This is a genomic window from Nakamurella sp. UYEF19, assembly GCF_040546275.1.
GTDB lineage: Bacteria > Actinomycetota > Actinomycetes > Mycobacteriales > Nakamurellaceae > Nakamurella.
On sequence record NZ_JBEPNO010000001.1, the window covers coordinates 1 to 23,906 of the forward strand.

The 23,906-nt window shown below is 65.0% G+C and carries 23 protein-coding genes and 1 pseudogene; 13 read left to right on the forward strand and 11 right to left on the reverse strand.

The features are described from left to right. Positions 1 to 308 precede the first annotated feature (308 nt). Together ABIB25_RS00005 and ABIB25_RS00010 are read left to right on the forward strand one after the other, a co-directional pair. The gene (locus tag ABIB25_RS00005; protein ID WP_354526351.1) at positions 309 to 1,016 is read left to right on the forward strand and encodes a hypothetical protein; all 708 of its coding nucleotides are present in this window, start codon (positions 309 to 311) and stop codon (positions 1,014 to 1,016) included. A 63-nt stretch (positions 1,017 to 1,079) separates the two neighbouring features. Further along, complete coding sequence (locus ABIB25_RS00010; protein WP_354526352.1) at positions 1,080 to 1,718, forward strand: universal stress protein; 639 nt, start codon at positions 1,080 to 1,082, stop codon at positions 1,716 to 1,718. A 126-nt stretch (positions 1,719 to 1,844) separates the two neighbouring features. Here ABIB25_RS00010 and ABIB25_RS00015 read toward each other — a convergent pair whose 3' ends face one another. Continuing rightward, entirely contained in the window at positions 1,845 to 2,711 is an 867-nt protein-coding gene (locus ABIB25_RS00015; RefSeq protein WP_354526353.1) for a class II glutamine amidotransferase, read from the reverse strand. A 151-nt stretch (positions 2,712 to 2,862) separates the two neighbouring features. Here ABIB25_RS00015 and ABIB25_RS00020 point away from each other — a divergent pair, with 151 nt between their 5' ends. Next, a complete protein-coding gene (locus ABIB25_RS00020) occupies positions 2,863 to 3,351 on the forward strand; it encodes a universal stress protein (protein WP_354526354.1) in 489 nt (162 codons plus the stop codon). Between the two features lie 33 nt (positions 3,352 to 3,384). Here ABIB25_RS00020 and ABIB25_RS00025 read toward each other — a convergent pair whose 3' ends face one another. Both ABIB25_RS00025 and ABIB25_RS00030 read right to left on the reverse strand, forming a co-directional pair. Then, complete coding sequence (locus tag ABIB25_RS00025; RefSeq protein ID WP_354526355.1) at positions 3,385 to 3,834, reverse strand: cupin domain-containing protein; 450 nt, start codon at positions 3,832 to 3,834, stop codon at positions 3,385 to 3,387. 218 nt (positions 3,835 to 4,052) lie between these two features. Then, positions 4,053 to 4,718 carry a BON domain-containing protein gene (locus ABIB25_RS00030; RefSeq protein ID WP_354526356.1) on the reverse strand — a complete coding sequence of 222 codons (666 nt, stop codon included), beginning with the start codon at positions 4,716 to 4,718 and terminating at the stop codon, positions 4,053 to 4,055. A 198-nt stretch (positions 4,719 to 4,916) separates the two neighbouring features. Between ABIB25_RS00030 and ABIB25_RS00035 the strand changes: the two genes are divergently transcribed. Next, positions 4,917 to 5,216, forward strand: a complete 300-nt coding sequence (locus tag ABIB25_RS00035; protein ID WP_354526357.1) for a hypothetical protein — start codon at positions 4,917 to 4,919, stop codon at positions 5,214 to 5,216. 38 nt (positions 5,217 to 5,254) lie between these two features. Here ABIB25_RS00035 and ABIB25_RS29155 read toward each other — a convergent pair. The 5 genes and pseudogenes from ABIB25_RS29155 to ABIB25_RS00055 form a co-directional block, all read right to left on the reverse strand. Further along, positions 5,255 to 5,338 (reverse strand): annotated as a pseudogene (locus ABIB25_RS29155) (hypothetical protein); the annotation flags it as partial. Further along, positions 5,335 to 6,237, reverse strand: coding sequence for a mechanosensitive ion channel family protein (locus ABIB25_RS00040; protein WP_354526358.1), 903 nt, complete (start codon positions 6,235 to 6,237; stop codon positions 5,335 to 5,337). The pseudogene ABIB25_RS29155 and the gene ABIB25_RS00040, both read right to left, overlap by 4 nt. A gap of 30 nt (positions 6,238 to 6,267) precedes the next feature. Beyond that, the gene (locus tag ABIB25_RS00045; RefSeq protein ID WP_354526359.1) at positions 6,268 to 7,323 is read right to left on the reverse strand and encodes a 2,3-butanediol dehydrogenase; all 1,056 of its coding nucleotides are present in this window, start codon (positions 7,321 to 7,323) and stop codon (positions 6,268 to 6,270) included. 84 nt (positions 7,324 to 7,407) lie between these two features. After that, positions 7,408 to 8,406 (reverse strand): zinc-dependent alcohol dehydrogenase family protein, encoded by a 999-nt coding sequence (locus tag ABIB25_RS00050; RefSeq protein ID WP_354526360.1) that lies wholly within the window; start codon positions 8,404 to 8,406, stop codon positions 7,408 to 7,410. 600 nt (positions 8,407 to 9,006) lie between these two features. Then, entirely contained in the window at positions 9,007 to 9,840 is an 834-nt protein-coding gene (locus ABIB25_RS00055; protein ID WP_354526361.1) for a histidine decarboxylase, pyruvoyl type, read from the reverse strand. A gap of 470 nt (positions 9,841 to 10,310) precedes the next feature. Here ABIB25_RS00055 and ABIB25_RS00060 point away from each other — a divergent pair, with 470 nt between their 5' ends. Beyond that, positions 10,311 to 10,952 (forward strand): response regulator, encoded by a 642-nt coding sequence (locus ABIB25_RS00060; protein WP_354526362.1) that lies wholly within the window; start codon positions 10,311 to 10,313, stop codon positions 10,950 to 10,952. Positions 10,953 to 10,965: 13 nt separating this feature from the next. Here the strand turns inward: ABIB25_RS00060 and ABIB25_RS00065 are convergent, their stop codons facing one another. Continuing rightward, on the reverse strand, positions 10,966 to 11,694 hold the full coding sequence (locus ABIB25_RS00065) for a nitroreductase family protein (protein ID WP_354526363.1): 729 nt from the start codon (positions 11,692 to 11,694) through the stop codon (positions 10,966 to 10,968). 254 nt (positions 11,695 to 11,948) lie between these two features. Between ABIB25_RS00065 and ABIB25_RS00070 the strand changes: the two genes are divergently transcribed. From ABIB25_RS00070 to ABIB25_RS00095, 6 genes are all read left to right on the forward strand, one after another. Next, positions 11,949 to 13,712: a sensor histidine kinase gene (locus tag ABIB25_RS00070; protein ID WP_502919709.1), complete on the forward strand. Its 1,764-nt coding sequence runs from the start codon at positions 11,949 to 11,951 to the stop codon at positions 13,710 to 13,712. 133 nt (positions 13,713 to 13,845) lie between these two features. Next, on the forward strand, positions 13,846 to 14,544 hold the full coding sequence (locus tag ABIB25_RS00075; protein WP_354526364.1) for a DUF4352 domain-containing protein: 699 nt from the start codon (positions 13,846 to 13,848) through the stop codon (positions 14,542 to 14,544). Positions 14,545 to 15,225: 681 nt separating this feature from the next. Then, positions 15,226 to 16,089 carry a CHAD domain-containing protein gene (locus ABIB25_RS00080; RefSeq protein ID WP_354526365.1) on the forward strand — a complete coding sequence of 288 codons (864 nt, stop codon included), beginning with the start codon at positions 15,226 to 15,228 and terminating at the stop codon, positions 16,087 to 16,089. A gap of 112 nt (positions 16,090 to 16,201) precedes the next feature. Continuing rightward, on the forward strand, positions 16,202 to 16,975 hold the full coding sequence (locus ABIB25_RS00085) for a GAF and ANTAR domain-containing protein (RefSeq protein ID WP_354526366.1): 774 nt from the start codon (positions 16,202 to 16,204) through the stop codon (positions 16,973 to 16,975). Between the two features lie 184 nt (positions 16,976 to 17,159). Next, entirely contained in the window at positions 17,160 to 17,693 is a 534-nt protein-coding gene (locus ABIB25_RS00090) for a hypothetical protein (protein WP_354526367.1), read from the forward strand. 223 nt (positions 17,694 to 17,916) lie between these two features. Continuing rightward, on the forward strand, positions 17,917 to 18,807 hold the full coding sequence (locus ABIB25_RS00095) for a histidine decarboxylase, pyruvoyl type (protein WP_354526368.1): 891 nt from the start codon (positions 17,917 to 17,919) through the stop codon (positions 18,805 to 18,807). Between the two features lie 44 nt (positions 18,808 to 18,851). On the opposite strand, the gene ABIB25_RS00100 is transcribed toward ABIB25_RS00095, so the two are convergent. Next, entirely contained in the window at positions 18,852 to 19,091 is a 240-nt protein-coding gene (locus tag ABIB25_RS00100; protein ID WP_354526369.1) for a hypothetical protein, read from the reverse strand. A gap of 993 nt (positions 19,092 to 20,084) precedes the next feature. Between ABIB25_RS00100 and ABIB25_RS00105 the strand changes: the two genes are divergently transcribed. Together ABIB25_RS00105 and ABIB25_RS00110 are read left to right on the forward strand one after the other, a co-directional pair. Further along, positions 20,085 to 20,846 carry an SDR family NAD(P)-dependent oxidoreductase gene (locus ABIB25_RS00105; RefSeq protein WP_354526370.1) on the forward strand — a complete coding sequence of 254 codons (762 nt, stop codon included), beginning with the start codon at positions 20,085 to 20,087 and terminating at the stop codon, positions 20,844 to 20,846. A gap of 144 nt (positions 20,847 to 20,990) precedes the next feature. Beyond that, the gene (locus tag ABIB25_RS00110; protein ID WP_354526371.1) at positions 20,991 to 21,584 is read left to right on the forward strand and encodes a TetR/AcrR family transcriptional regulator; all 594 of its coding nucleotides are present in this window, start codon (positions 20,991 to 20,993) and stop codon (positions 21,582 to 21,584) included. 239 nt (positions 21,585 to 21,823) lie between these two features. Here the strand turns inward: ABIB25_RS00110 and ABIB25_RS00115 are convergent, their stop codons facing one another. Beyond that, positions 21,824 to 23,050 (reverse strand): tyrosine-type recombinase/integrase, encoded by a 1,227-nt coding sequence (locus ABIB25_RS00115; RefSeq protein ID WP_354526372.1) that lies wholly within the window; start codon positions 23,048 to 23,050, stop codon positions 21,824 to 21,826. Between the last annotated feature and the right edge of the window lie 856 nt (positions 23,051 to 23,906).

Sequence of the window (23,906 nt, forward strand, 5' to 3'; positions counted from 1 at the left end):
TCGTCGCCGGGACGCAGTATCAGCGGGGCAGCTCTGGACATACCCCATTTTCTCAAACATCCACAGTAAAGTCACTTGCAACACGCGACACTAGCGGCCACGGCCAACGGTCTTGGCATGCAATACATGAACCAGATCACCGAACGCATCGACCGCGAACAGGACCAGGCCACCCCGCCGATCTTCGCACCCCTCCTGCAGGGAGTCTTGGCTCGACCCGGGCGATTGCCACTGGTGACATTCAGACTCGGCCACCCTGTCCGGGCGGCACTGCGCAGTCCGCGTCGAGCAGTCAGCGGGGTGATCCGATGATGACCTGGCGAGGACGTCAACGCATCGCCGGATGGCTCGGCCTGTGCGGTGGGATCCTGGGCATACTGGCCGGTCTGGCTCAGACGACCCTCGGTAGCCGGATTCCCGAGTGGACCGGGCACAAGGCGAGCCTGGTGGCGCTCGGGCTGCTGACCGTCGGATTGAGCGTCATCGGCGTGCTGTGCGCACTGCTCCTGCTGCGCCATCCGGAACTTACGCCGCAGCGTCGGATCGCAGTGGCAGTAGGTCTTTTCGTTGCGGGCGGGCTGTGTTTCAGTACGGCGGGCATTCTGTGGTACCTGCCGGGAGTGCTGCTTCTGGGTGCCTCGGGCTACGCGGTGCTGGCTGGAGATCCACTCCGCACACGGCAGATCGTCATGCATACCTGGCTACATCTGCTGATTAGCGTGCTCGGGGCCTTCGAGGTGCTGATGGCCGTGAGCGCCGGACCGGTGGCCGCCATCGTCGTCGGCGTCGTCGGTGGGCTCGCGCTGATGACCGCCCCTTGGATTCAGGGACTGGCTGTTCCGGGAGTGCTCCAACTGATCGGGACCGTCCCGTTCGCCATCCTTACTTGGTGGACCGTGGCCAGTCCACTACTTGCGGTGCTCGCCCTCGGAATGGGCGTGGTGCTGCTCCGGACGGGTCGCCGGCGGGAACGCTTGCCGCGACGAGGGCTGATCGAACGGCTGGTCACACAGTAGAACGAGGCGATGCCTCTGCAGCCCAACAGATCAACCCCCGAAACCAAACGCGAGGAGTACATCATGAGCATCACAGGCCCACGGCTTAAAGGCTCGCCCGACCGGAACCGGACCATCGACCGGATCACAATCGCAGCAGGCGATGGTGGCACGGTGAAGCACGAAGTGCCGCCGCTGCCCCCACAGGCGGTACCCCGGATCGATCTGAGTTTGACCGGTTCGTCGGCGATTCCGCGCCCAATGAGTGCCTCTCGCAACGTCATCGTCGTCGGCATCGACGGGTCAGAACAGTCGCAGCAGGCGCTGCGCTGGGCCCGGTTCCTGGCCGAGCAGCTCGGGTGCACGCTGCAGGCTGTCACTGCATGGCAGCTGTTCGGGGAAGCGGGGTGGGGCGGGTACGGCTGGTCGGTGGTCCCAGGAGTTTTCGATCCGGTGAAGACCGCCGAGCAGATATTGGCGGGCGCCGTGAACGACGTGCTGGGTGCGAACCATCCGGATGGGCTCGTCCTCACCGCCAACGAGGGGGCGTCTGCCAAGGTACTTCTGGAGGTCGCCAAGGACGCCCGAATGTTGGTAGTCGGAAGCCGCGGGCACGGCGGTTTTGCCGGCCTGCTGCTCGGCTCGGTCAGTTCAGCGTGTGCGGAACACGCAGAGTGTCCGGTGCTGGTGATTCACGGCGATAGTGGACCATCGCCGGATTGATGACTTGAGACGGGGGCGAGCCCGGATTACACCCGAGCACCTAAAGCTCGGGAAAGCCCCAGCCCGCTCGTGGAGGTTGAGAGTGAGGCGTTGGCGCCGCTTCGGCGTGGAAAGGTACCGATGCGATCAGCCGTTCGTCGAAGCTTGGGAGGACGTCGCCATCGGGCCGAGGTCGGTGAACTTCAGCGGGAAGGTCAACTCAGACGGCAGCGGGTGGCTGCTGGTAAGGGTGTGGTCGGCGTCGATGCGGATAAGCTCACCGGGGGCCAGTGGGCGCCATCTGGGGTCGTCGTCCATCGGCTCGCTCGCCACCACGGCCGCTGTCCGTTCGGCGAGATCAGGTGATACGGCACCGATTCGGGCGGTCCTCGCATCCAGCCCACCACGACGGGCCTGCTTTTCCCGTTGCAGGACCCACAGCTCATTGGTCTCCGGGTAGCGCACGGCCCACAGTTGGTGTGGTGTCGCCAGGATCAAGTTCAGGCTGTAGACCGGAATGTTGGTCGCGGTCCAGGTCAGGGCAGCGACCAGCCCGGCCTCGATGTCGCCTCTTCGAGCCGTGGTCTCCGCGGTGATCAGGGCGAAAAGCCGTTCGCTGTCGGTATCGCCCTGCACGAGGCTGCCCGCGCCCATGTCTTCGAGCCGGCGGTCCAGCAGGTCCAATCCCTCGACGGCCCCATTGTGGGCGAACAACCGTCCATCCTGGCTGAAGGGATGAGTATTGAGAGCGGTCAGGCCCCCGGTGCTGGCGTAACGGACATGGGCCAGGAACACCGAGCTGGTCAGCTCGCGGGCCAGGGTGGCGAATTCGCGGTCCTGCCACGCGGCGATCGGCCGCTTGTACAGCTCAGGCTTGCCTTCTGTTGTGAAAATTCCGACGCCGGTGCCGTCCGGTTCCCGATGGCTCTGCAACAGCAGGCTGTCCGGGGCGCCGAGCAGCCAGAACGTTGCCCGGACCGGTGTTCCGGCGTGCAAAGCGAACAGGCGACACATGTCGACTCCGTTCTCCCTGAATGCGCCCGATTGAACCGCTGAGTCGTCGGCGTCGGCGTACGTAGCCTCCGGCGGACTGGGCAAAGGTCCCGGCCGGCAGGGGACCAATGGGCACTATCGGCACGTGACCTGCAGATTACAAGATGAGGCCATGGTCAAACTCAGCCCCTCGGCACGTGCCTGGACCACGACCTCCACTACGCAGAGCAGTCGAGTCGTCGTCGGCATCGACGAAGACCCAGGCTCGTTGCAGGCGCTTCGTTTTGCCGCCGACGAGGCGGCGTTGAGGGGCGGCGAGGTTCTGGCCATGCATGTCTGGCACAGTTCCAGTGCTTGGGGCAATCCCGACTTCCGACCGGACGGTGGCCCCGCCGACGGCTATGTCCGCGACCGGCTCGCCGAGACGGTGGGGACCGTCTCACGCGAGCGGGAGTTGCAGGACAAGCCACTGGTACGGATCCACATGGAGGCTCTGGAGGGAATCGCGGAGGTCGAACTGACCATGGCGGCTGTCGGTGCGGCGATGTTGGTACTGGGCCAGCGGCATCACCACCGACTGTTCGGCTCGGTCAGCCAGGCGAGTCTTCGTCGCGCCCCCTGCGTGATCGTCATCGTTCCGCCTCCTGCGTCCACACCGTGAGAGGCCGTTCGACTTCGGAGCTCACGGTGACCGTCACCGTGAGCCGAGAAGTCGCGGCATCGTCCAGCGTTGGACCTGGGTCGACGCCGGTGGGGGAGTGCGCGCCAACCGCGCCTGGGAAGTCTCGACCCATGGTGCACTCTCGACCCGTGGCACCGCGGTCAGCAACACCGTGGAGATCTCCAGGGCTCGCAGGGTGTGCTCCGGTTGCGGGACGATGAGCAGATCCCCTGGGCCACCCAGCCAACTGGCCTGATCAGCGGCCAGTTCAACCCGTCCGGAAAGCACCTGCACAAGAATGGTGGCCTGGTCGGGGTGTTGGAGCTCGGACAACTCGGCTCCCGCAGCCAGTTCGAGCAGGGTTTGCCCGATCGCGACCCCGCGCCCGCCCAGACCGACCGTGGTCTGGGTTGGTCCGGCGGGCCGGCTTTGTGTCGCGAAGAGCGGGGCAACGGTGGAGGCATTGAGCAGACGCTCGTACATGGGTCACTCGTCTCGGTCGGTTCATCGGCGATGGTTGTTCTGGTGGTGAGGAATTTCGGATTGACTCGCTTCGTCGAGGTGCCCTGTTCTGCCGTCCAGACGGTCCAGTGCCAGAGCGAGAGCCATCTGCGGCAGTGACTCGGGGTGAATTGAACCGTCGAGATCTGAAACAGCCTGCGCAAGAGCCATTTCGGTAGGGACGACCATGCGAGTCACCGCTAGGGGGTGACAGTCAGATTATTGGTGATGCGCCTGATTCCGGGGGCAGACCAGGAGACCTGCTCGGCCTGGCGGCGCTCGGCCCAGGAACGAACGGTTCCGTCCAGCGTGACGTGGCCGCCGGGACCGGTGCTGACGGTGATGGATTCACCGTCGAACTGGGCATTGCGGAGCAGTGCGGCCCGGATGTTCTCCTTCACCACGACGGCGGAGACCGTCGGCTTGATGGTGATTCCGTCGATCACGTCCAGCACCCCCTTCAGGTAGTGCACCGCCCGAACCGCGTCTTCGCGTTCGAATCGCCACTGGACGTCGCCCGAGAGCGTGACGATCTGGTGGTGGACGGAGGCGGTGACGCCATCCGGAACGGTGATCGACCGGCCCAGGGCCTCGCCGGCTTCCCGCGCGATGTCCGTGTCGTTGGTCGAGGACCAGCTGTTGTGGACCTCCAACTCCTGTGCGATGGCCGTCACGCCCCGGACCCCCAGGGTTGCCTTGGTGGCCGACACCTTCTGCGGGTAGGTCTCGACGTGGCCGGTCAAGGTGACGGCGCCGTCATCGACCGAGACGCCGATGTGATTGCTGTTCACGTTCGGCAGCCAGGACAGTTCGTCCTCGACATTCTTCTTGGTTTCTGCGTCTGTCCTTTTCAATGTCTGTGTCATGACAACGATTCTCATGTCCCCGCCGTTCTCCGCGAAGGGCACAAGGTCCCGTCGTAGGAGCCGAACGGTCCGGCGGGGACGGGCTTTTGGACATCGCGCGCGTCCTACCGCGAGCCGGGCACGACAGTGCTCGGGCGGGAGGCGGCTGCCGAATCCGTGATCAGGACGCTCTGCGCCGTGGGGGTTGGGGTGAGCTCGATGGTGGGCACCGACGGAGGGCTCGCGTCTGGCGCGGTGGGGGACGCCGATCGTGTAGCTGCGGGTGGCGTCCGCGGTGCCGGCGACGAAGTCATCGACGAGGGTGAGAAGTTCGATGATGCAGAAACTTCGGGAGCCCGCGACGACGTCACACCCGACGACGTTCCGGCGGAGGTCGATGAGCGGGGGGTCAAGGACGAGGTCGGGGAGTCACTGCTCGCGGTCTGTGGTGTCGACGTAATCGCCCCGGAAGTCGTTGGAGCGGTCGACGGCGGCGTCGTCATGATTCCGACCACATAGGTGGGGGTCGCCGGGACCGACTCCGTGGCTGGCCGGACGAGCAGGTAGGTCGTCAGGACGGCCAGGAAGCTGAGCAGCAGGATGATGGTGGATCTTCGGGGGCCTGTCCGTCGCAGTCTCACGGGGCGGCCGCGGGCAAATGGTCGTCAGCGGCGCTGCTGTCCAGCGTCGCGGTGTCGAGCGCCGCGGGTAGATTGATGCCGGCTTGCGAGAGCGCGCTCGTGATGCGCATCCGGAGGGCTCGGCCCACCTCGAACTGCTTGCCTGGCAGGGTTCTGGCCACGAGCCGGATCTGGAATTGGTCGACCTCGATCGACTCCACACCCATCACGGTGGGTGCGTCCAGCAGCAGTGGGCGCAACTCGAGATCGGCGTATGCCGCAAGGCCCACCGCTCTGAGCAGATCGCTGACCTTCGTGACGTCGGCCGTGGCTGCCACCGGTACGTCGATCACGGCCCGCGCCCAGTCTCTGGACAGGTTCGTGACCTGCACGATCTGGCCGTTCGGGGTGATGACCACCTCCCCGCTGGCCGACCGCACAGTGGTGATTCTGAGCGTCACGTCCTCCACCGTCCCGAGTACCGGCTTCACCACCCCGATGACCGATATGCGAATCAGGTCGCCGAAGCCGTATTGGCGCTCGGCGATCACGAAGAAACCGGACAGTAGGTCCTGGACCACCCGCTGGGCACCGAAACCCAGGGCTACCCCCAGCACCGTCGCGGGGGCGACGAAGCTCGCCAGCGGGACCCCGATCAGCTCGATGATGACGACGCCGACCGTGGTGTACATGATCACCAGAACCAGCCACGAAATGACCTGGGCCAGCACGTGTCGATGCTTCGCGGCCTCGGATTTGACCATGGAGTCGACTGTGTCGCTCCGCGCGTCGATGCGCTCGGTGATCTTGCTGGACGACCACCGCACCAAGCGGGACAACAGGATCGAACCCAGAATCAGCAAGACGATCTGTAGGCCGTTCCCCCTGGCCCAGTGGCCGAGCTCGACGAGGGCGTTCATCGGTGGACAGTTCCTGTCGTCATTCGGCGCCTATGGATGAACGATGATCTTGACGGCTGTGTCCTTGTGGTGGATGAGGGTCTCGAAACCTTCCTCGATGAGTTGGTCCAGTGATATCCGTGCGCTGATGAACGGGGCGAGATCGATCTTGCCGTCCTGGACCAGTTTGATCGTGGCAGGGTGATCGCGGACGTAGGCGATCGTTCCTCGCAGATCGACCTCCTTCAGCACCAGCTTCTGCATGTCGACCGTGGCCGGATGACCCCAGATCGACACGTTGACCACCACACCACCGGGGCGGACCCCGTCCAGGAGCTGGTCGAGGACCGCATTGATGCTCGAGCATTCGAAACCTACGTCCGCACCTCGTCCCTCTGTCAGTTCGTGGACGCGGGCGACGACGTCCTCGGTGCTCGGATCCAGGACGTGATCGGCCACGGCAGTCGACCTGGCGATGGACTTCCTCGCCTCGCTCAGTTCGGAGACGATGACCGTGAGTCCCTCTGCTTTGAGCAAGGCACACAACAGCAGCCCGATGGGTCCCGCTCCGCCGACGAACGCGACATCGCCTGCCTTGGCTCCACTTCGCACAAATGCGTGGTGTCCCACCGATAGTGGCTCGATCAACGCAGCCTGGTCCAGCGGGATGCTTCCGATCGGATGGACCCACCGCTGTTCGACGACGATCTTCTCGCTCAGTCCGCCGCCACCGCCGGCCAGCCCGATGAAGCCCATCTTGACGCAGAGGTTGTATCGGCCGGCCAGGCACGGCGCGCATTCACCGCATGCGAAGTATGGTTCTACTACTACGTTCTCGCCGATTCCCAGGTCAGTGACCCCGGCGCCGAGAGCGGAGATGGTCCCGGAGAATTCGTGCCCCATGGTGACCGGCTCCTCCTCGTGGGAGAGCGGATGTGGATGCCCGGCAGCGGGGATGAAGATTGGACCCTCCAGGTACTCGTGCAGGTCGGTCCCGCAGATCCCGCACCAGGCGACATCGATCGCCACCGTGCCGGGACGTAGGAGCGGCTCCGGAATGTTCTCGATGCGAATGTCCTTGCGCCCGTGGAAACGTGCTGCCTTCATGGTGGTGCCTCTCAGTGGTGTTGATGAGTGATCGTGCCGATGGCACAACGTTGTGCTCCGGTGGGTGGATGGTCGACTGCTGCACTAGTTGTGCAGGACGGCGGCACCGCCGAAGCGGCCGTGGGCGAGGTCGGACAGCGCCCGTGGCGCGTCGGCCATCGGGTAGGCGGTGGTGGTGGCGTGGATCTTGAACCGTTCGGCCAGCCGGAGGAATTCCTCACCGTCGCGACGGGTGTTGGCGGTGACGCTCACCAGGTGCCGCTCCCGGAAGAGCTCGGCCGTGTAGTCCAGCGGTGGGATGCTCGACAGCCATATTCCTGCCACCGCCAACGTTGCGCCAGCGTCGAGGGCGCGGAGAGCGACCGGTACCAATTCGCCGGCGGGCGCGAACAGGATCGCACCGTCGAGCGGTTCGGGAGCGGCATCTGCCTGGCCTCCGACCGAATCGACGCCCAATGCCCTGGCCAACTGCTGGTTGTGCTCACCACGGGTGAGCACGTGCACCCGCAGACCCTGATGGAGGGCTATCTGAGCGGTCAGATGAGCGCTCCCGCCGAAGCCGTAGATCCCCAGACTTCCGCCGGGGGGCATGCTGGTGGCGCGCAATGATCGGTAGCCGATGATCCCGGCGCACAGCAGGGGGGCGGCCTGCTCGTCACCAATGGAGTCTGGGAGTCGGTAGGCGAAGTCCTGATCGACCAGGCAATAGTCGGCGTAGCCACCGTCTACGTCCCATCCGGTCAGAGTCGGTGAGAGACATAAGTTCTCGTCACCCCGCCGGCAGTATCGGCATTCACCGTCCGCGCTGCCGAACCACGGAACACCCACCCGTTCGCCAAGGGCGAAGCGCGTCGCTCCGTGACCGAGGGCTTCCACCAGGCCGACGACCTCGTGCCCGGGCGCGACCGATGGACGTCGCGGCGGCAGATCCCCTTCGGCAAGATGGAGGTCGGTCCGGCAGACCCCGCAGCAGGCTACGGCGACCCTGACCTGGCCGGGCCCAGGTTCCGGGCGCGCCCGCTCCACCCGCCGTAGCGGTCCGGCGTCGATCGGCGCGCAGTGCCATACGACCCAGGTTCGCATCAGACAATTCTCTTCTCTGCAACATCAGCCTCGAGTACATCAGGTTCGGTCGCTCAGGATCGGGTGAGAAACGCACCGGCGAATGCTGCAGCAGCCGCGGTTCCTGCAAGAATCAGGCACACCATGAATATCCCCCGTCGTTGATTCTGTCCCCGTGCGCCACTGACGGGCGCACTTGTTGTTCCTTTCCACACTGCGGTACGCCGATCCCGGGTGCCATCACCGAACGTCCCTGTGGGGCAGGGCAAAAGTCCCTGGTTGGCCGACGCTGCCGGAAAATACCTTGGGGGTCGGATCACCGTGGGTCGCTGCGGTTCCAACTGACAAGGGGAAGAGAATGCCGATCAGGGCAAGGGAAACCGATCAGGGGGCAGGGAGGGTCGAACCCACCGGCGGCGTACTCCCGGCAAAGGCTTTCGGCGGACCGGATGACGGCCGACGATGGATGGTTCCCGTCGACGAACTGCAGAGGATCCAGAAGTTCGGCGCCGGCCGATCCTGGGGCTACCTGTTGGCGCTCGATCCGCGAACTGGGCAACCCGTTCGGGACAGCTTCGGACGCCTGGTCTACCTCGCCTCTGGCGACCGTCTTCTGATTTCTCAGAAACCGTGTCTGTACTCCCATTCCGACAGCGACATACCGAGAAGTTCGGTCACCGGATCCGGTACCGCATTCCTGGCCAGGACGAGATAGGGGGCGCATGTCAGGGCACTGCCGATGTAGCCGTCGGGAATCCACCTGGTCTTGAAGCCGATGAAGATTTCCTTGTACTTGACGTGTTGATCGGCGCCACAAAGCATGATGCTGTCGACGATGTCCTCCATCCTGGTCTCCAGCAGTGCTTCGCGATCTGCCGGAGTTGCTGCCGGCAGATCCCGACCGACGTCCTCGACGAACAGGCTGGAGTCGCTCTCGCGATCCTGCGCGACGGCCAGTGCCATCAGGGACCAGACCGAAGTCGGTCCGCGCACGGTGATGCTCTTGGTGGCCCCGACCACGTGGGATCCAGGGAGCAGGGGGTATCGCCGGGCTGCCTCGGTACCGAACAGTTGTCGGCCGGCATCCAACAACGGCGCGACAGGGAAGATCGGCAGGTCAGCACCGTCGTGCCGCCTGCGCCTCATGATGGGGCGGATGCTGCCGTCGGTCAGCCCGTCGTGACGGGCAAGGTCGTACCCCCACACGGCCCCGTTGATGCCGTTGAAGGACGACGTGTTCCGCATGTTGACCTGGCCCGCGTAGGCATCGTTCTTCTCGGCACGATCGTGCGCCACCACGGCTTCCAGGACCGTGTCCATCTGCCTGGCGACCATCCCGGTCGACAACTTCAGGACCGAGATGTAGCCCATCCCTGACGCTCCCGGGTTGCCGTAGCCGTCGCAGTAGTCGTCGAACGGACTGATGGCACCGTTCACCACGTCTTCCAGAGTCATCGCCCGGTGTCTGGTCACGACCGTTCCGGTTCGGGTCGGTCTTCCTCGTGGCGACAGTCGGGCGATGCCGTTGAGGTCGTCGGACGGGGCTGTTGCGGTCATGGCTTTGCCTTTTCCTGGTCCGGCAGAATACTGCTGTACCCCACGACTGCCCGCGGCTGATCGACTGGTGCGAGGCGGGTTTCGAGCCGGGGGAGAATCCTGGACCGCGCACCGAAGGTGCTCCTGAGCAGCGAGCACAATTGCTCGAAGGTGCCATGACCGGTTCGGTGGACGGCACCGGCCTCAGGCCGGCTGTTGAATCAGCAATCCCAGTAGAGTCGACCCGAGACCCCCCTGTCAACCGCCGGACCGTGAAAGCGCCCCCGTGGGGACCTTTGGCCCTGTGATGCGCTGCGCGAGCGTCATAGCGTGGACGGGTATCACGATCACCGATCGGATCAGAATCGTCCTAAAAGAGGAGCCGCGCCGTGCTGAGTGTTTTTCTGGTCGATGATCACGAAGTGGTGCGGCGCGGTGTGGCCGACCTGATCGACGACGAGGACGACATGGCCGTCGTCGGGCAGGCGGCAACGAAATCGCAGGCGCTGGCGCGGGTGCCGGCTCTTCGCCCGGACGTGGTGTTGCTGGATGTCCGCCTTCCGGACGGAAACGGGGTCGAGCTCTGCCGCGAACTGAAATCTAAGATGCCGCAGCTGAACTGCCTGATGCTGACGTCCTTCACGGACGAGCAGGCCATGATGGACGCGATCCTCGCGGGAGCCGGTGGCTACATCATCAAGGACATCAAAGGCATGGAGCTCCTGACAGCCGTCCGGACGGTCGGTGCGGGAAAGTCCCTGCTGGACAACAGGGCTGCGGGGGCGCTGATGCAGCGCCTGCGCGACGGCGTCCACCAACCCGGGCCACTGGCCGGGCTGACCGACCAGGAACGCACGGTGCTCGAGCTGATCGGCGAGGGGATGACCAACCGGCAGATCGCCGAGAAGATGTATCTGGCCGAGAAGACCGTGAAGAACTACGTGTCGAGGCTGCTGGCGAAGCTGGGGATGGAACGGCGAACACAGGCTGCCGTGCTGGCCTCCGAACTGCGGGCGACCCCCCGCTACTGATCGGCTGGTGACGTCAGACAGCACTCCGGCCGATCTGCAGGAGTACCTGCGGCCACAGACCCCCGCCAATGAGCTCCCGCAGTTGCTCGCGGCCGGCCGACGACCCCTCCGTCATGGCGAGGAAGCGGGCACTCAGATCCGACCGGGCTGCGGTGAGGAGAACTCGCTGCATGGCCTGGCCCGCGCGGATCCGTGAAGCGGCATCATCCTGCAGGGTCCCGATGACGGCAACGTGCGCCGATCGGTCGAGCAGCTCGAATTCCCCGGTGTCGCCGACGAATTCGCCGAGCAGGTGGAAGTCGGCCGGGGCGAGAAGCGCAATCCAGGCCTGCTCGATCCTGGCCGCATACCGCAGTTCGACCATCAGTGCTTCGGGAATCGAGTCGGTTTCGAAACGCTCGGTCCGGGTTTCCAGCAGTCCGATGGCCAGGGATAGTTCGGCTCCGTCAGGGTTGGTGGGCCGGCGCCCGTCGATCTCCACCGAGGCCAGCAAGGAGGGACGATCCAACTGCGGCAACAGCTGCACCACCGGGTCGACCCCGCACGATCGAATGGCGAGCCGCAGGTTGAGAAGTGCAGCGCCGCAGGCCACCCAGGCCTCACGGTGATTGTCGTCGAGGCCCCAGGGGTCGGTGGGGATCGCCAACAGCAGATCGATGCTCGTGGCTGTGCACTGAAATCTCCAGGGACGGCTGTGATGCACCTCGGGGGCCTGTTCGGCAAGAATCAGTACCTGCTGCACCTGATCCGGCCTGAGAGTGCCGACAGGAGCCTGGATACAGCTCATCAGTGTGGTGTCCTCTCGTGTCCCTGCCGCCGGGTGTCGCCGACGGCCCACGTCTTCCGTGCTTCCCACCTTTCCTGCCCTCCCCCGCAGCCTGTAGGGCCGAACGTCCCGCAGCTGTCGAACGAACGCCCCCCGTTTGCCCGGGTCCGGGTTGACGAACACACCGAGTGCACGATCACGTGCCAGAGTGGGACCATGACGGTCACAAGATGACAGATGTGGGCCCGGTCGGCGCCCGCCCGGCGCCGGGTCCCCAGGTCGTATCGGCAACACCGTCGACGCTGGCGCATTCGTTGTCCCAGGCCCGGCTGCGCGACCTGATGTTGGAAGTGGAAATCAGGGTCGAGGAAATCCTAGCGAGCAACAGGACCCGCATGGATGGCCTGCTGGACGCGGTCCTGGTGGTCTCGTCCGGACTCGAGCTGGATTCGACCCTGCGGCAGATCGTCAAAGCCGCCGCAGATCTCGTTGGAGCGCGTTACGGCGCACTGGGCGTGGTGGGTGAGAGCGGGTTGCTCACCCAGTTCGTCCACACCGGAATGGACCAGGAGACGATCGACGCCATCGGCACCCTGCCGGTCGGACACGGAGTCCTCGGCGTCGTGCTGGAGGAAACCAGACCCCTTCGGTTGGACGACCTTTCGACCCACCCGGTTTCGATCGGGTTTCCGGCCCACCATCCACCGATGCGGAGTTTCCTGGGCGTACCCATCCGCGCCCGGGGGGAGGTGTTCGGACGCCTGTACCTCACGGAGAAGGTCGGCGGCAAGTCGTTCGAGGAGGATGACGAGGTCGTTCTGCTCGCGCTCGCTGCCGCAGCCGGCATCGCAGTGGAGAACGCCCGACTGTACGAGGAGGTACGTCGCCGGCAGCGGTGGCTCGAGGCGGTCGGCGAGATCACGGTGGAACTGCTGGATGGTACGGATGCCAACGAGGCACTACGGCTCATCGCCGGCCGTGCGCGAGAGTTGACCGCTGCCGACTCTGCTGTCATCGCGCTGCCGGTGATCCCCGGTGACGGTGCCGCCGCCGGCGTGACGGAATTACGGGTCGCCGTCTGCGACGGACTGGGCGGTGAAGTGCTGACCGGGATGAGGATCCAGATCGAGGGTTCGACGTCCGGCTCGGTCTTCCGCGATCGGGTGCCCCGAAATGTGGCCGCGTTGGCGCAGTCGCTGCCGCAGGAGATCGGGGTTTCCTTCGGCCCGGCGCTGGTCCTTCCGCTGGGTACCGGTCAGTCGATCTCCGGTGTGCTGATGACTATTCGTCGCCAGGGGGCAGTACCGTTCGACGACCACCAGTTGCAGATCGCGGCGTCGTTCGCAGACCAGGCAGCACTGGCGCTGCAGCGGGCGGAGAACCAGACGGCAAAGACGGACCTGGTGATCTTCTCGGACCGCGACCGGATCGCGAGAGATCTGCACGATCAGGTGATCCAGCGGCTCTTCGCTGTCGGGCTCGCCATGCATGGGACCCTCCGGCGTTCCACGACGGACGTGGTCTCCTCGCGGCTCAACGATCACATCGACCAACTTCACGAGGTCATCCAGGACATCCGCACCACGATCTTCGACCTGAACACCGAGCCTTCGGACGTCCCGACCGTCCGCTCCGCGTTGAAGAAGGTGATCACCGAGCTCACTGCCGACACCGCCCTTCATGTCTCCGTCCGGATGACCGGTCCGTTGGAGGTGCTACCCGCGGAGCTGGTCGAACATGCCGAGTCGGTGGTGCGGGAGGCGGTCAGCAACGTGGTGCGCCACGCGAACGCCCGCGACCTCATGGTCACGGTCTCGGTGGACGATGATCTCGTGATCGCTGTCACCGACGACGGCGTCGGCCTACCGCCCAAGGTTGCGCGCAGCGGCCTGCACAACCTCAATCGCAGGGCGGTCGCGGCGGGCGGGACGTGCACGATCACCCGACAGGAAACCGGTGGCACGCGACTGGTGTGGTCTGCGCCGCTGCCCTGACCCTTTCGCAGACCTCGGATCGACAGCGTGTTGCTCCCCTTCCTGTTCAAGGCGACCGCTGAATTGCTGGACGTCCCTGACCGGAAGGACTTTCGCCTCTCACGGTCCGATTCTCGCGGACCGAAGATGAGTGGTGCATCAGTACGAGAGCGGGGGAATCCCTCCTCCGCATCATCGCCATTCTGTGAAAGAGCGTGAAATGGTCATACAATCGCCTTCCAGCGATATTCAGCCTCCATTGATCGATCGTGAGGTCAAGGCCCGGATTGCAGCAGAAAAGGCCTACGCCAAATCTCGGCGAAGCTGGCTCGCGCGGCACAAGGTGCTCACGGTGGCTCTGGCGGCCGTGGTGTTCGGGGTCGCCATCTCGATCGCCACGATGTCCGGCAAGTCCGCGAGTGATGCACGGACAACCGGGTCGACCACCTCCGCCGGCGCAGCTGGAATCGGCACCGCGGTGCGGGATGGCAAGTTCGAGTTCACCGTGACGGCAGTCGATGCGGGTGTTGCCACGATAGGGACGGCACCGCTCGACGAGACGGCGAAAGGTCAGTTCGTCACCGTCCATCTGACCGTCAAGAACATCGGGACAGTTGCGCAGACCTTCGACCAGAGTTCGCAGACGATGATCGACCAGCAGGGTCGGAAATTGTCGTCCGACCTGATGGCCGGTGTCTCGATTGATCCGAACAACTTCCTTGCCGGGATCAATCCAGGGGTCGGTGTCACCGGTGTCGTGCTTTTCGACATCGCCAAGGATGCCGTCTCCACCCAGATGGAGCTGCACGATTCTGCCTTCTCCGGCGGGGTCACCGTTCAACTGGTGAAATAGGACTGACGAGCGGAGACTTTCTGTTCTGCCGCATGGTGAAGGAGGGGGCCAGGATGAAAACATCACAAAGATGGGTCGCCTTCGCAGCGAACAAACGGAGAACTGCATGCTGGACGAACTGCGCCAGGTTCCGGGCATGAACGCCGGCCAGATCGGAGTGGCCGTGGGCGGCGGCTGCCGCCCTCACCGGTGAGGTGGCCTGGCCCTACGAGATGGACGCAGCGTGCCGGGCGGTCAACCACACCCTCTGCGTCAACTCGGTGTGCAATCTGGTGACGATCCGCTCGGGCCATCGGAGCCATCAGGTCCGCTATCGAACACGACATCACTGTTGCGTTGAGGCGCAAATGCGTCCCCAGGGGTGGCGCAGGGCAGCGTCAGGAGCGGCCCGCGAGACGACTGCGGCCCTCCTGGGCGCCCCGGGTTCGCGCGAGCGATTGTCACCGAGATCGACGGTATGGAACGAACGTGTCTGCGGTGAGGTCCGGCGACCGGCGGGACGTCTGGCCGGCCGCACGGGACCTTCGGCCCTTCTCGACAGGCTAACGGTTCGCGCACCGTCGGGGGATGACGACGACGCTGTTAAAGAAGGTCCCGCGACCGGCGTCCCACGGGCGCGGGGCGAGCCGGTCAGAGCTGACTCCACAGGCTCGCCACCTCGAACGTTCGGCGGGAGGCGTGTTGTTGGCACACGTCGCAGCGCAGGTGAAGATCCTGGTGGACCAGGACGCAGCGGTTCGGACCTACGAAAGCGAATCGATTCACGACATGCGCGTGGCCGCCAGACATCTGCGCAGCGTTCTCGCGACCTTCCGGCCCCTGTTCCGGGCCGAGATCACCGATCCGGTCCGGACCGAACTGACGTTCCTGGGCCGCTTCCTCGGCGCAGTGCGGGACGCGGAAGTCCAGAGCACCCACCTGCTCGAGGTGGTGGCGGCCGAACCTCCGCAACTGGTGATGGGATCCGTCGCCGAACATATCGGTCTCGAACTGCAGCGTGATTCGCGCACCGCAGAAATCGAATTATCAGAGGTCCTGGACAGCCCCCGCTACCGAGCACTGCTCGACACGCTGGACAGACTGCTGTCCGACCCGCCTCTGACCACCCGTGCCGGGGAACCTGCCGTGCGGGCGTTGCCCGCACCGGTCGCCCGAACCTGGAAGAGAATCCATTCTCTGGCCGACCATCGGCTACCGGAGGATCCGGACGACCGCGATCGTCAACTGCACGAGATCCGCAAGAGCGCAAAGGATCTCAGGTACGCCTGCGAGGCCGTCGAACCAGCTCTGGGTCGGCGTGCGGCCAGGTTGGCCACGACGGCTGAACGGTGGCAGACGGTTCTGGGGGACCACCAGGACAGTGTGGTGGTCCGGGCGACGTTGCAGTCGATGGGGGAGCGGATGTTTCTCGACGGTCGGAACTCCTTCACCATCGGTCGTCTGCACGCTCTCGAACAGCGGCGCGGCCAACGCGCCGAGAAGCAATTTCTCACCAGCTGGTCCAAGGGTTCCGGTCGTCACCGACCCACGTGGCTCGATGAGTGACCAAGGTAATCCGCTCGGACCGCTGAGCGGCACACCCCGCGGGGAGGTCGTACAGACGCCAAGCGTCAGCGGGGTAGGTTGAGCTCGCGCGTTCGCGCGATGGAGGGGGCTCGTGGTGCAACAAGGTTCCGACGGTCCTCATGCATTAGACCCCCTTGGCGATCCGCAACAGGAGGATCTCGATCTCGCCCACAGCCTGTCCGCGCTGTCGACACTGTCCACCGGACTGGACCTAGAAGTGCTGCTCACCAGGGTGGCGTCCTTTGCAGTCCAGGCCATTCCCGGTGCGGACGGTGCCGGCCTGACTTTGCTCGAGCTGGACCGTCCCGACCTGATTGTCAAGAGCGCCGATTTCGTCCGCGAGATCGACAGCATCCAGTACGCGATCAAGGAGGGTCCCTGCATCAGCGCTGCGGCCCAGGGGTTGACCATGCGATCCGGATCACTGGGCGGTGACCCCCGGTGGCCGCACTTCGGTCCGCGGGCAGGTCGGCTCGGCGTGCACAGCGTGCTCTCGCTGCCACTCGTCACGCCGGCCGGCATCGTGGGAGCGATGAACGTGTACGCCAGGTCCAAGAACGCCTTCGACGAACGAGCGGAGGTACTGGGGGAGACCTTTGCGGTACCAGCGGCGATCTCCGTGCACAACGCGCAGATCCTGGCGCAGACAGCCCGCGCCATGGCCAGGCTGCAGGACGCCCTGAAGGGGCGGGCAATGATCGACCAGGCGATCGGAATTCTTCGCAGTCGGGGTGGCGGAACGGTCGAAGAGGCTTTTGACCGGCTCCGGAAGATCAGTCAGGCCGAACACACGAAGATGACGGAGGTGGGCAGGACCATCGTCGACGAGGCGGTGCGTCGCGCCGATGCCCGTAGGGTTCAGTAGACCCTGCGAAGACACGCCTTATGGCGTACGATTTACTGATCGGTACGTTGAAGGCGGTCCCGAACCGTTGGTGCGTCCTGATTTCCCGTGTGGCGACTGCTTCCGCGGGCAGGTTTTTCGAATCGGCGTTCGGGGACGCCCGGAATACTTCCTTGTGGACAATCTCGCCGAATTGACTCAGTCGTTGGCAATTCTCTCGGTCGCCCACGACGACCCCGCCGCGGACCTCGTCGCCGAGCTCGCCCTGCTGGATCGATACCTACGGGTTGCTGTGCCCTCCAGCCTGGGCTTCACCCTGGCCATCCACGGGCCGGGCGGCACGATCTCACTGACCACCACCACACCGTCGATGGTGACGCCCGGTACCAGTCTCATGATGCCCCTACCGGCGGTCGCGTCGGGCCGGATGTCGGGAACGGTCATCTTCTACGCGGCTGCGCCTGGAGCGTTCGTCGACCTGGCCGCTGATGCCGAGTGGGTCAACTACATCGGTGAGCGGCTCGTCCCGGACTCCGAGCCGAGCGGGACAGGAGCGGAAACCATCTGCGGGGAAGACGGAATTGCAGCAGTATCGGAGGTCAATCAGGCCATCGGTGTGTTGATAGATCGGGGTCATCCGCCGCTCGAGGCCCAGAGCGAACTTGATCGCCGAGCCGCGATCATGCAGACAACCGTTCTCCGGGCGGCGCGTCAGCTGCTTGCCTCACTGAATCCCTAGTTTCGCCCCGAGTCAGCGGTGCCGATCCACCGGGGTGTGACCAGGGTCCGAAGTGCTTGACAGGTAGGTGCCCCGGGGCGTTACGTGGAGGGGCTGATGCCACAGCCGGCCTGAAACGGATTCCGCCCGCCCTCGGGTCGCGGGATTCAACGAGACCTTCGCCGCTCAGAAGCATTCTTGGTCCCTACGTCCGGCCGGAGGCCTGATGACGTCCGATCAACCAATGAGCACAGCTGAGGCGATCGGCGGTGCAGTCGGTCCGTTCGACGACTACTGCGACGGGTTCGGGAACCCCGGATCCTCTGGCGCGACGTATATCTCAGTGGTCAAATTGTCGACCGGCATGGTCGCCAAACAGATGGATTCTGTCGTCGACGAGATTGTCGCGCACGACCGGGCCGAGAAGAACGACGCCTACGCGGGGCAGGTCAATATGATCCCGTCGCCGCCCTTCCCTGGTATCAACAGCGCCCTCTGGGGGTACGACGTCGCCCGGCACAACGGATTGGACTCGGGCACCATCGAGCCCATGTCGTTCCGTGTGCAGTTCGATGGATCGCAGGCTCCGATTCTGCCCCTCGGACCGCTCCTGGAGGCCGGAGAGCAGTTGTTCGGTACGGAGTCTGCCCGTCGGTACCCCTTGCTACCGGGTACCCACGTGCACTGCGCGATCAAGGAATTCAGCGCGGCGGGACCGACTTCTGTGTGGGCCGCGATGGCGGTCGGGGTGGCGAGGGACAGGCGGCACCACACCAGCGTCTTCACCGAAGATGTTGGCCAGGACCCGATCGGCGAGAACCCCGCCCGGCGGGTGGGGAAGGTGCAGCGCCGAATGGACCTCATGGTCGACGGATTGCTCAAGGAGGGGACCGAGACGGGTGTCTGCTTCAGCGAGATATTCCTCGGGTTCAAAAGCCAATCAATCCCCAAGGGATATGTTGGGAGCGCGCTCGCCTGCGTCCCCTGCGTGGTGCTGGCCCGCAGTGCCGTACCGAACCCCGTCGCTGGGTCTGCGACAGTCATGCTGTCCCAATGGGAGGCGCAGCACGGGTTCTCCCGTCGCCCCGCAGATGATCGGCTGCACCTAGCAGCCGTGTCGCGTCGTCGCGGCTGAGTGATGAAGGCGGGCTGTTTGTGAGATGTCGGACCGTCCGCACCTCAGGAACGGGCGAGATGCGGGACGAGGATCTCTCGGGCCAGGAGCAGCATGGCGGCCGCGATGGGCATAGAGACGAGAGTGCCGATGATGCCCAGCAGGGCACCGCCGATCAGCGCGGCCATCACGGCGACGAGCGCCGGTACCTCGACGGCACATCCGATGATCCTCGCGGCGAGTAAGTAGTCCTCGCCGAACCGAAAGAGCACGAAGAAGCCGATCGTGGCCACACAGATCGGCATCGCAGAACCGAGGGTGGCCAATCCGGCGGTGCCTTGGGTGGGTGGTCGGTCTTGCGGCCGCGGCGGGCCGGCCGGGAGGGTCCAGCCTCCGCCCACGCCGAATCGATCACATGCCTGACGATGGTCAGATGGGGGCGAGCCCGCTCCCCGCGGGTGCGCGTCGAGCCCTCTGCCCGCTTCCCGCTATGGAGCTGCGGGTGCGGTTGTCGCCGCCCGGTAGCTGAATCGCCGTCGCGAACGCCGGTGTGCCATGCCCCATCACCCCAGGAACGGGCCGCATCAATCTGCTTCCGATGCGACGAGAGGCGCGGAGTGGTGATCCTGCCCGCTGTGCCCAGCGCCTGCGGTGGCACGGACACCGAGCCGCCGCCAGGCAAGACGGTGCGGTTCGAGTTGTCCCCGGCGAACGCCGTTGACTCAGCCGACCTGTCCGGGTGGTCCCGCAGCAACGCGGATGGGTCCGGTGCGGTGCTGCGCGACGGGATCGGCCCGCGGTGTCCAGTCTAAAACGGCCGCCGCTGGGTGGAACATTCGGGTGGCGGGACCACGAGAAGTGATCCACGCTCGGTGAAGGTGCGCAGACACTTGCGGTATTCGAGCGACGCCGGCGCGGTATCGCTTGCGGACCCACGACTGGACGCCGTGGTCGGGAGCGGCCTGGCTTGTCTGGAAGCAGCTGAGAGCGCCTGGCTCCACAGCCCGCTGGATGCCCGGTTCCTGCACCTGCTGGAGGTGACCATGCGCTACTTGAGTCCCTCTCGTCGGGCTGGGCCGAACGGGACCGGCTGAACCGGTAACCCACACCGAGCAGTCTGTTGAGCATTGCTGTCGGCTCGGCTACGGGTGCGGCGTGTTGGTTCGCACTGGCGGGGCCGCGCCACTGCGCGCTCGTTAGAGTGATCCGGGGTAGCCCTTGCAGTCTTGCAGGGTTGGTGCAGCACTCCGAACTGAATCAATCAATCAATCGATTGATAGATTAGTGGAGGAGGAACCATGGGTGTTCTTGAAGGACGTGTTGCGATCGTCACTGGTGCGGCAGGAGGTATTGGGGCTGCTACGTCCAAGCGTTTCGCCGAGGAGGGTGCCGCGGTCGTACTGACCGATATCCGCGGTGACCGCGTGATCGAGCTCGCCAAGGAGTTCGAACAGGCCGGTGGTCGGGCTATCGGTATCGGATGCGACCTCGCGGTGGAAACGGAGATCACCGCAGTCGTCGACCTGACGATCAGGACGTACGGCCAGGTCGATGTACTGGCCAACATCGGGCAGGGGGGAATGGACCGGCACCGCTACCTGGAGGACACCCGCACCGAGGATGCCTTGCTGACCTACACCACCGGACCGCTGCAGACGATGCTGTTCATGCAGAAGTGCCTGCCGCACATGAAGGCTCGCCACTACGGGCGGATCATCAACGTGGCATCGCACTCGGCGATCCTCGGGTTGCCGGGCTTCGCGCCCTACGAGATGGCCAAGGGCTCGATCCAGGCCCTGACCCGCAATGCATCGCAGGAGTGGGGGAAGTACGGAATCGTCACCAACCTGTTCCTGCCGGGGATCAAGACACCGGCATTCGACATGTCCGACCAGGGACGCGAGCAGGCGGAACTCCTGGCGACGCAGATCCCGGTGGGCCGCTTCGGCAACCCCTACGAGGACTGCACCCCGATGGTGCTGTTCCTGGCCAGCGAAGGTGCCGGGCACATCAACGGCCAGTCGATCGGCATCGACGGCGGGAAGACGATGATTGCGTAGTCGTGTTCGGCATATCCTTGGCCGCCGGTGTGCCGGTGCACACCTGCCACCGGCGCGTTCGCCCGGCGGCCCGAGCGATGGGGGAATCCAGTGGTGAAAGCGGCCGGGCCGTCCCGCGGTCGTCCCATCGGGTCTGACGGCGCAGTGACCCGGCACCGCATCCTCCTCGCGACGATCGACCTGGTCGCCGATCGGGGTTACGCCGGTGCCACCATGCGCCAGATCGCGGCCGGCGCCGACATGACGATCGGCACGGTCTTCTACCATTTCGCCAGCAAGGCCGATCTCGTCGCAGCCGCGCACGTCGAGGTCATCGAGCCTCTGCTCGAGCGAACCTACGCCGCGGCACGCGCTCAGACCGGCTTCCTGCCCGGCGTCGTGGCCTGGCTGCAGGTCGGTGGCGAGGTTCTCCAGGAGTGCCCGGCGATCGCCCGGTTCGGCGCAGCACTGCTCCAGGCATCGGAAGCCGACGGCCCGGTCCGGCGCATCCACGACCATTTGATCCAGCGTCAGGTCGACGTGCTCCGCGAACTCGCCGAAGCCCATGCCGACGAACTCGAACTGCCGGGTCACGAATGGCAGGCGGTAGCAGACGCAGCGCAGGCCATGGTGATCGGACTCATCGACTTCGCCGAACACAGCGACGTCCGGCGGTCGCAGGCCGCGCGGGCAGCAGCAGTCACCATGCTGGCCCGCTCGATCGGGCCCGCCCTGACGACCGACTCAAGTCCGATGTGACTGACAGCGCGCAAGTGGTGGCACGGTCTTCTTTGTCCATTTCGATTTTTCTGCGGGAGGGACGTAGCTCCCGGCCGTGCCCACATCTTGCCCACAATCGAGGCCGATTCGTGGTCATATGCCGTAAGCCGTCATGTACGAAATCCCGGGTCGGAGGCCATTTGGCGCGTCCTCGTGCACGTCATTTCGGCCATCATTGTCGTTCCACCGAAGAGGTGACTCATGAGTGTCCGCGCCGTTCAGTCGAGTAGCGCCGCGGCTTGGGCGGGTCCGATTCCGATCCGGATCTGGTAGATGTCCATGGTGATGGAGGGTTTGGCGTGGCCGAGTTGGTCGGCGATCTGGCGGCCGGTGAGTCCGGCTTTGTCCAGTTCGGTGGCGACCATCTTGCGGAGGCTTCGGGCGGTCATTGTCGGGTAGCCGTGTTTGTCGAGGAATCGCCGGACCTGACCGGTGAAGTTGGTGGTCCATCGGGGTGTGTCGTGGTCCCGGTGGTTTCCGGTACCCATTCGCTCGGCGGGGTAGACCAACGTGCTGTAGCCGCTGTGGGAGTCGCGTCGGCGACGGAGCATGGTGAGCGCCCTTTCTGGGAGGGCAAGGGTTCGCATGCCGGCGGAGGTCTTTGTGTGCTGCTGCCGTTGACCTTTGGCGTTAACTGTTGCGCAGATGGTGACCGTTCCGGCAGCGAAGTCGACGTCGTCCCAGGCCAGCGCGAGCGCTTCAGCGGTGCGGCAGCCCGTGCAGGCGATGAGCAGCAGAACGTCTGGGACGTCTGCGGTGAGGGCGAGGGGATCGTTGTAGAGCTTGCCGAGCATCTCATCGGACTGCGGGCGATCCAACCCGGTCGCACGATGAATGGTGCTCCGTGGTCGGTTGACGCGGGGGAGACCGACCGCAGGGTTGGCTTTGACGGCTCCGTCGATGAGCGCTTGGTCCATGGCCGCTCGCAGGATGCCGCGGCACGTCTTTGCCACCGCGGGTGTCAGGGTGTTCAGAAATCGTGCGACCTGGCCGGTGGTGATCTTGCCCAGGGGATAGCTTCCCAGCTTCGGCTTGATGGTGCTGGCGACTGCCTGGCGGTAGCGGATGACGGTTCCGATGGCGCGGTCGCCTAGTTCGGCGCGGTGTTCTTGTTCCGATAGCCAGGCATCCAGGTGTTCGCTGAGCAAGGTGGTGCTCGTCGAGGCGCCGGCTGGCGTGTCGGCCAGGCTCGCGATCACTTCTTCGACGACGTCCTGGATCTTTTGCTGGAGACGTTCGATGGCGGCGTCGCGGGTTCTGCCTTCGGCCCGTACCCGGCGAAGCGCCGACCCTGTTTCTGTTGTCCGGATCCGGGTGAGAGCGACCCAGTATTCCGGGCGCTGTGTGCTCCCGGTAGGACGGACGGTGGCGCGTCCGTCGACCGAGATGTAGGGGTAGCAGCTGATCTTGCCGCGCTCACCCAGGGCGGTACGTGGTTGGGGCATCAGGGAACCTCTGCGTGTCGGACCTGATATTGATACGGGTGCCGCGAGATTGCTAGGTGGACACCTTGGTGGACACTTTGCGCGTGATCGATCGGTGTCTCAGGTGATCACCACCACCCGCAGTGACTCAATGTCGCAGGTCACGGCTGATCAATACTGACCCGGCATGATCGATCGAGGGTCATCGCGACAAACCGTCAGGTCGTGGGTTCGAGCCCCACTCGCCCCACGTCAGAGCATGTATGAGGTCGCTCAATCCGGACAGTTTTGGCTCCAGGTCCCATGTCGACAGAGTCGTCGAACGCCCGTGGTTCGGCATTGACGGACTGGGTCTGGTCACCGAGCAACTCCGGGTTGTCCGATCGGCAGGCACGGGTGCCTGAACGTGGCGACACGGTCAAGGCATGCGGTCGCCAATCACCTCGGTTGATCGGCCGGCGGCGGTCGGCGGAAGAAGCGCCGCACATCCGCACTGCGCAGCCAGATGTACTCCGGCCCCGCACCCTCCTCCTCCTGGAGCTTGACCATCACAGGCGTCTCGTTCCACCGAACCGGCCGCCACTCCTGGGCGCCATCCAGCAGCACCCAGCCGATCTACGGTCCGCCTGGACGTCGACCATCTGTGAGCGGCAGATCGGTCCTCGCCGCGGATCACGCGCTGACATCCCCAGATGCGGACGGATCGTCCGGGGCCGGTCCAGCCGGCTGACGACCCTGGGTGTCGCGGTTGCGCGGGTTCCCTACGGAGCGGTCGAACTGGCCTTGGCTTGCTGTGGCTCCGGAGGCGGGCCGCCGGTAGATGGATGGATGTCTGGTTCACGGCAACGCAGGGACGGGATCATGGTCGTCGGTGTAG

Excerpts from the sequence above, each read along its gene's own strand:
- ABIB25_RS00010 (WP_354526352.1), top strand. The coding sequence starts at position 1,080 with ATGAGCATCACAGGCCCACGGCTTAAAGGCTCGCCCGACCGGAACCGG.
- ABIB25_RS00035 (WP_354526357.1), top strand. The coding sequence starts at position 4,917 with ATGGTGGGCACCGACGGAGGGCTCGCGTCTGGCGCGGTGGGGGACGCC.
- ABIB25_RS00040 (WP_354526358.1), bottom strand. The coding sequence starts at position 6,237 with ATGAACGCCCTCGTCGAGCTCGGCCACTGGGCCAGGGGGAACGGCCTA.
- ABIB25_RS00100 (WP_354526369.1), bottom strand. The coding sequence starts at position 19,091 with ATGCCGATCTGTGTGGCCACGATCGGCTTCTTCGTGCTCTTTCGGTTC.
- ABIB25_RS00050 (WP_354526360.1), bottom strand. The coding sequence starts at position 8,406 with ATGCGAACCTGGGTCGTATGGCACTGCGCGCCGATCGACGCCGGACCG.
- ABIB25_RS00095 (WP_354526368.1), top strand. The coding sequence starts at position 17,917 with ATGAGCACAGCTGAGGCGATCGGCGGTGCAGTCGGTCCGTTCGACGAC.
- ABIB25_RS00020 (WP_354526354.1), top strand. The coding sequence starts at position 2,863 with ATGGTCAAACTCAGCCCCTCGGCACGTGCCTGGACCACGACCTCCACT.
- ABIB25_RS00070 (WP_502919709.1), top strand. The coding sequence starts at position 11,949 with ATGACAGATGTGGGCCCGGTCGGCGCCCGCCCGGCGCCGGGTCCCCAG.
- ABIB25_RS00045 (WP_354526359.1), bottom strand. The coding sequence starts at position 7,323 with ATGAAGGCAGCACGTTTCCACGGGCGCAAGGACATTCGCATCGAGAAC.
- ABIB25_RS00015 (WP_354526353.1), bottom strand. The coding sequence starts at position 2,711 with ATGTGTCGCCTGTTCGCTTTGCACGCCGGAACACCGGTCCGGGCAACG.
- ABIB25_RS00025 (WP_354526355.1), bottom strand. The coding sequence starts at position 3,834 with ATGTACGAGCGTCTGCTCAATGCCTCCACCGTTGCCCCGCTCTTCGCG.
- ABIB25_RS00030 (WP_354526356.1), bottom strand. The coding sequence starts at position 4,718 with ATGACACAGACATTGAAAAGGACAGACGCAGAAACCAAGAAGAATGTC.
- ABIB25_RS00115 (WP_354526372.1), bottom strand. The coding sequence starts at position 23,050 with ATGCCCCAACCACGTACCGCCCTGGGTGAGCGCGGCAAGATCAGCTGC.
- ABIB25_RS00055 (WP_354526361.1), bottom strand. The coding sequence starts at position 9,840 with ATGACTCTGGAAGACGTGGTGAACGGTGCCATCAGTCCGTTCGACGAC.
- ABIB25_RS00005 (WP_354526351.1), top strand. The coding sequence starts at position 309 with ATGATGACCTGGCGAGGACGTCAACGCATCGCCGGATGGCTCGGCCTG.
- ABIB25_RS00105 (WP_354526370.1), top strand. The coding sequence starts at position 20,085 with ATGGGTGTTCTTGAAGGACGTGTTGCGATCGTCACTGGTGCGGCAGGA.